This window comes from Microcystis sp. M49636_WE2, assembly GCF_030065375.1.
GTDB classification, from domain to species: domain Bacteria; phylum Cyanobacteriota; class Cyanobacteriia; order Cyanobacteriales; family Microcystaceae; genus Microcystis; species Microcystis aeruginosa_C.
Genome location: NZ_JASJFG010000360.1, coordinates 1 through 3,602, shown reverse-complemented (window position 1 = coordinate 3,602; position 3,602 = coordinate 1). Strand labels below are relative to the sequence as shown.

Sequence of the window (3,602 nt, the reverse complement as noted above, 5' to 3'; positions counted from 1 at the left end):
GTTTTTCTCCAGTTTTTGGATAAGTGCGGCAGTTAATGGCGATTTTTCAGTGTTGCTAATAACGGAGGCAAAAGTCATTTTTTAGTGATCGGCACTCGGTTTTTGGTTAGGGTTTGCGGCAAAAAGTTTTTTGTGGGGACAGGGTGTGGGGTGTAGGGTTTTACCGATTTTGAGGGGGTCAATTACCTAATTTTCAGGGAAAAAGTCCCTGAATTTTCCCCCCGATCACTCCCATGTCCGGTACTTTTTGATTTCCCAAAAAGTCTAAAAGTCTTACCCAACACGGTTTTTAGATTTATTCAGCAAGCTCTAGTTAAGCTCTACTGAATTTTTTATACTGCCTCTTGGGAGTTTTAGTACAAATGCTCAGGCTTCCTCTCCCTGCTCCGGTGCAGTCTTAGCAAGTATCAGTTATCAGTTCACCCACTACTTTTTGGGGTTAATTTTTTTGGGCTTTATTTGACTTGACCAGAGGGGGGTCGCAGGCGCACGGATTTTCCATTATCTATATAATATCATGTCAAGCGTTAGTTAGCAAGAGAAAATTTTTTAATTGGGAGCGAAAGATCGAAGGACGAAAAACCAGTACATCTATACCAAAATATTTTCAGAATGATAACGATTCTCACCGACTGTGATAAGATCAGAATCATAATCAGACTCAGTTAATCCGATGGGTAAAAATTTCCAGTTAACAGCGATCGCTTTAACCCTGACTATAGCCAGCTTAACAGCTTGTAGTGGTCCCTCGGTCAAGGAAGAGGAAGCAAAGACACCCTTACAGGTGACAGTGAGTATCGTACCGCAGGAATATTTCGTCAAACGCATCGGCGGTGATAGAGTTAGTGTTAATGCCATGATTCAACCCGGGACAGATCCCCACACCTATGAACCAAAACCCGAACAATTAAAAACCACAGCCCAATCGCAAGCCTACTTTAAAATCGGTGTATCCTTAGAAGATGCCTGGAAAGATCGCTTAAACAGTGTTAACCAGCAGATGTTAATCGTCGATACCAGTCAAGGGGTAGATAAAATCCCTTTGACAGCAGAACATAATCACGATCATGATCATGATCACGATCACGCTAAGGAAAAAAAACATCAAGCTGGAAAAAACACCCTAGATCCCCATATTTGGTTATCACCAAAACGAGTCAAAGCACAGGCAAAGACTATTTATCAAACCCTAGCACAACTCGATCCCGGTCAGGAAGCTATCTATCGGGCTAACTTTGAAAAATTCAGTCAGGAATTAGACGCATTAGATCAAGAAATTCGGCAAAACTTGGCAGGGGTCAAAAACAAAAAATTTATGGTCTTTCATCCCGAATGGGGCTATTTTGCCCAAGATTACGGTTTAGAGATGATCGCAATCGAAATCGACGGCAATGAACCCAGTGCTGCCCAGTTAAGTCAACTAATCAAACAGGCAAAAAAAGAGAATATTAAAGTTATTTTTACTCAACCAGAATTTAGTCAGAAAAGTGCCGAAACTATTGCTAGGGAAATTGGGGGACAGGTAATCCCTATCAGTGCCTTTGCTGAAAATTGGAGTGAAAACCTGCGACAAGTTTCCCAAAAAATGGCCACAGTTTTAAATCAGTAATTGCTTGTATATGTCAACGATCATTACCATTAATAATCTCTGGGCCGGCTACGAACAGGAACCTATCCTCGAAGATATTAATTTAACCATTGAAGAATTAGATTTCCTGGGAATTATCGGTCCGAATGGAGGAGGAAAAACTACCCTACTTAAGGTTTTACTGGGATTAATTAAACCTTGGCGGGGAGAAGTCAGTATTTTGGGGCAAACTGTCCAAAAAGGTCGGGAATTAGTCGGTTATGTGCCGCAGTTTGTCGAATGCGATCGCTCATTTCCCATCACTGTGGGTGAGGTGGTGAAAATGGGGAGATTGAGCAGCAAAAAACTCTGGCAAGGCTATAGTAAAAAAGATGAGTTAAGGGTAGATAAAGCTTTAGATAGTGTGGGAATGTTAGCGTTGAAAAAAAGGTCGATTGCCGAACTTTCGGGAGGACAGCGCCAACGGGTTTATATCGCTCGCGCTTTAGCAGTAGAACCCCGTCTCTTGATTTTAGATGAACCCACTGCCAGTGTCGATCCCCAAATGCGTGCTAGTATTTTTTCCCTGTTGCAAGAATTGAATGAGTGGATGACTATTTTAATTATTTCCCATGATCTGGGAACCCTATCTACCTATGTTAAATCGATCGGTTGTCTCAATCGTCGTCTCTATTATCACGGCCAAAAATCTCTCACTACCGCTATGTTAGAACAAGTGTATTGTTAAAGGGTTTCTCCTTTCAAGAATAGTCCTAATAACGCAAGATTCAACGATATTTGTAAACTGCTAGAATTAGAAGGGTTTTCCCTTGATCGAATTACAGGTAGCCATCACATTTTTAAAAGAAATGATATTATTTTGATCATACCTGTTCATAATAAAAAAGTAAAATCTGTTTATATTCGTCGAGTCCTTAAAATTATCGGAGACAACTAAAGATGAATTATCCAATTATTATTTATCCCTGTGAAGAAGGCGGTTTTGTCGCTGAAATTCCAGCACTATCTGGCTGTTTGGCTCAGGGTGAAACCTTAGAAGAAACCCTACAAGAATTACTGATGGTAAAAGATTTATGGTTAGAAACAGCCCAAAAATATAATCAAAAACTTCCCAACTTAGAAACAGAGATAGCGAAAATCAAAGCATTAAGCACTGTATAGAGCATTTTTGGGGGAATTGTGATCGCCAATTGCTGTCTTGACTTAAAAAATAGTTACTTAACGCGCTTTTTTGCTTTTAATCATGACGAATTTGTAATTATTCTGCGTTACGCTAAAACATCCTAGCGTGCTACTATTCTGGTCAGTGATTCTTTACAGTCACCAGACGCGATCGATGATTCAGACGGATCAACAGTTTCCTAGTGTCGGTAGTCAGACTAAGGGACTTTTGGTTAATGCGGATGGCTCTGTGGATCTCTATTTCGGGCCGAAACCGCTTGCGAGTAAGGAAAATAATTGGGTGCAGACAAATCCGGGCACGGGTTGGAATACGATTCTTCGGCTTTATGGCCCGCTCGATCCTTGGTTTGATAAGACTTGGCGACCAGGGGAAATCGAGTTAAAGTAATCCTATTGAGAATCTGGCTGGATCGCCGATCTGTTGCTTGGGTTGAGGTGATAAAATTCGGCGATCAAACTTTGTCACCCACATTCCGCACCCTCAACTGTCACATTGAAAATTTTATCTAAATCGTCAAAACGATTGCCGGATCTGAATTACAGGCTAATTTGTTTGCCCAGCAGATGCACAACTAGCCCTAAAAATCTGATAGTTCTGATACTAAATTATTGAGATAAACTCTCATTAAGCCAGCGATCGCTGACTAGAGTGTGACACTTCATAATTCTTAGTAATCGCTAAAAGTCTTACTATACCTGGACTTCCCCGTTGACAAAAGGCCATAACCTGTGCTGTAGAAGGGATTAAGAGAATTTACAGCACCCCGTTACTGGGTACAAATCAGGGAAACTCCCAATAAATCTAACGCTTTTTGTTGCAGTTGGGTCGGTC

At 41.0% G+C, this 3,602-nt stretch carries 5 protein-coding genes; all 5 read left to right on the top strand.

All coding sequences use genetic code 11. The annotated features are described in order from the left end of the window. Positions 1 to 673: 673 nt before the first annotated feature. A complete protein-coding gene (locus PX484_RS08575) occupies positions 674 to 1,609 on the top strand; it encodes a metal ABC transporter solute-binding protein, Zn/Mn family (RefSeq protein WP_288103466.1) in 936 nt (311 codons plus the stop codon). A gap of 10 nt (positions 1,610 to 1,619) precedes the next feature. Next, positions 1,620 to 2,315, top strand: a complete 696-nt coding sequence (locus tag PX484_RS08570; RefSeq protein ID WP_288103463.1) for a metal ABC transporter ATP-binding protein — start codon at positions 1,620 to 1,622, stop codon at positions 2,313 to 2,315. 48 nt (positions 2,316 to 2,363) lie between these two features. Then, positions 2,364 to 2,525: a type II toxin-antitoxin system HicA family toxin gene (locus PX484_RS08565; RefSeq protein ID WP_288103468.1), complete on the top strand. Its 162-nt coding sequence runs from the start codon at positions 2,364 to 2,366 to the stop codon at positions 2,523 to 2,525. A 2-nt stretch (positions 2,526 to 2,527) separates the two neighbouring features. Then, positions 2,528 to 2,749 carry a type II toxin-antitoxin system HicB family antitoxin gene (locus PX484_RS08560; RefSeq protein ID WP_002744564.1) on the top strand — a complete coding sequence of 74 codons (222 nt, stop codon included), beginning with the start codon at positions 2,528 to 2,530 and terminating at the stop codon, positions 2,747 to 2,749. Positions 2,750 to 2,876: 127 nt separating this feature from the next. Further along, the gene (locus tag PX484_RS08555) at positions 2,877 to 3,158 is read left to right on the top strand and encodes a DUF1214 domain-containing protein (RefSeq protein ID WP_288103461.1); all 282 of its coding nucleotides are present in this window, start codon (positions 2,877 to 2,879) and stop codon (positions 3,156 to 3,158) included. Positions 3,159 to 3,602: the final 444 nt, after the last annotated feature.

Excerpts from the sequence above, each read along its gene's own strand:
- PX484_RS08570 (WP_288103463.1), top strand. The coding sequence starts at position 1,620 with ATGTCAACGATCATTACCATTAATAATCTCTGGGCCGGCTACGAACAG.
- PX484_RS08560 (WP_002744564.1), top strand. The coding sequence starts at position 2,528 with ATGAATTATCCAATTATTATTTATCCCTGTGAAGAAGGCGGTTTTGTC.
- PX484_RS08575 (WP_288103466.1), top strand. The coding sequence starts at position 674 with ATGGGTAAAAATTTCCAGTTAACAGCGATCGCTTTAACCCTGACTATA.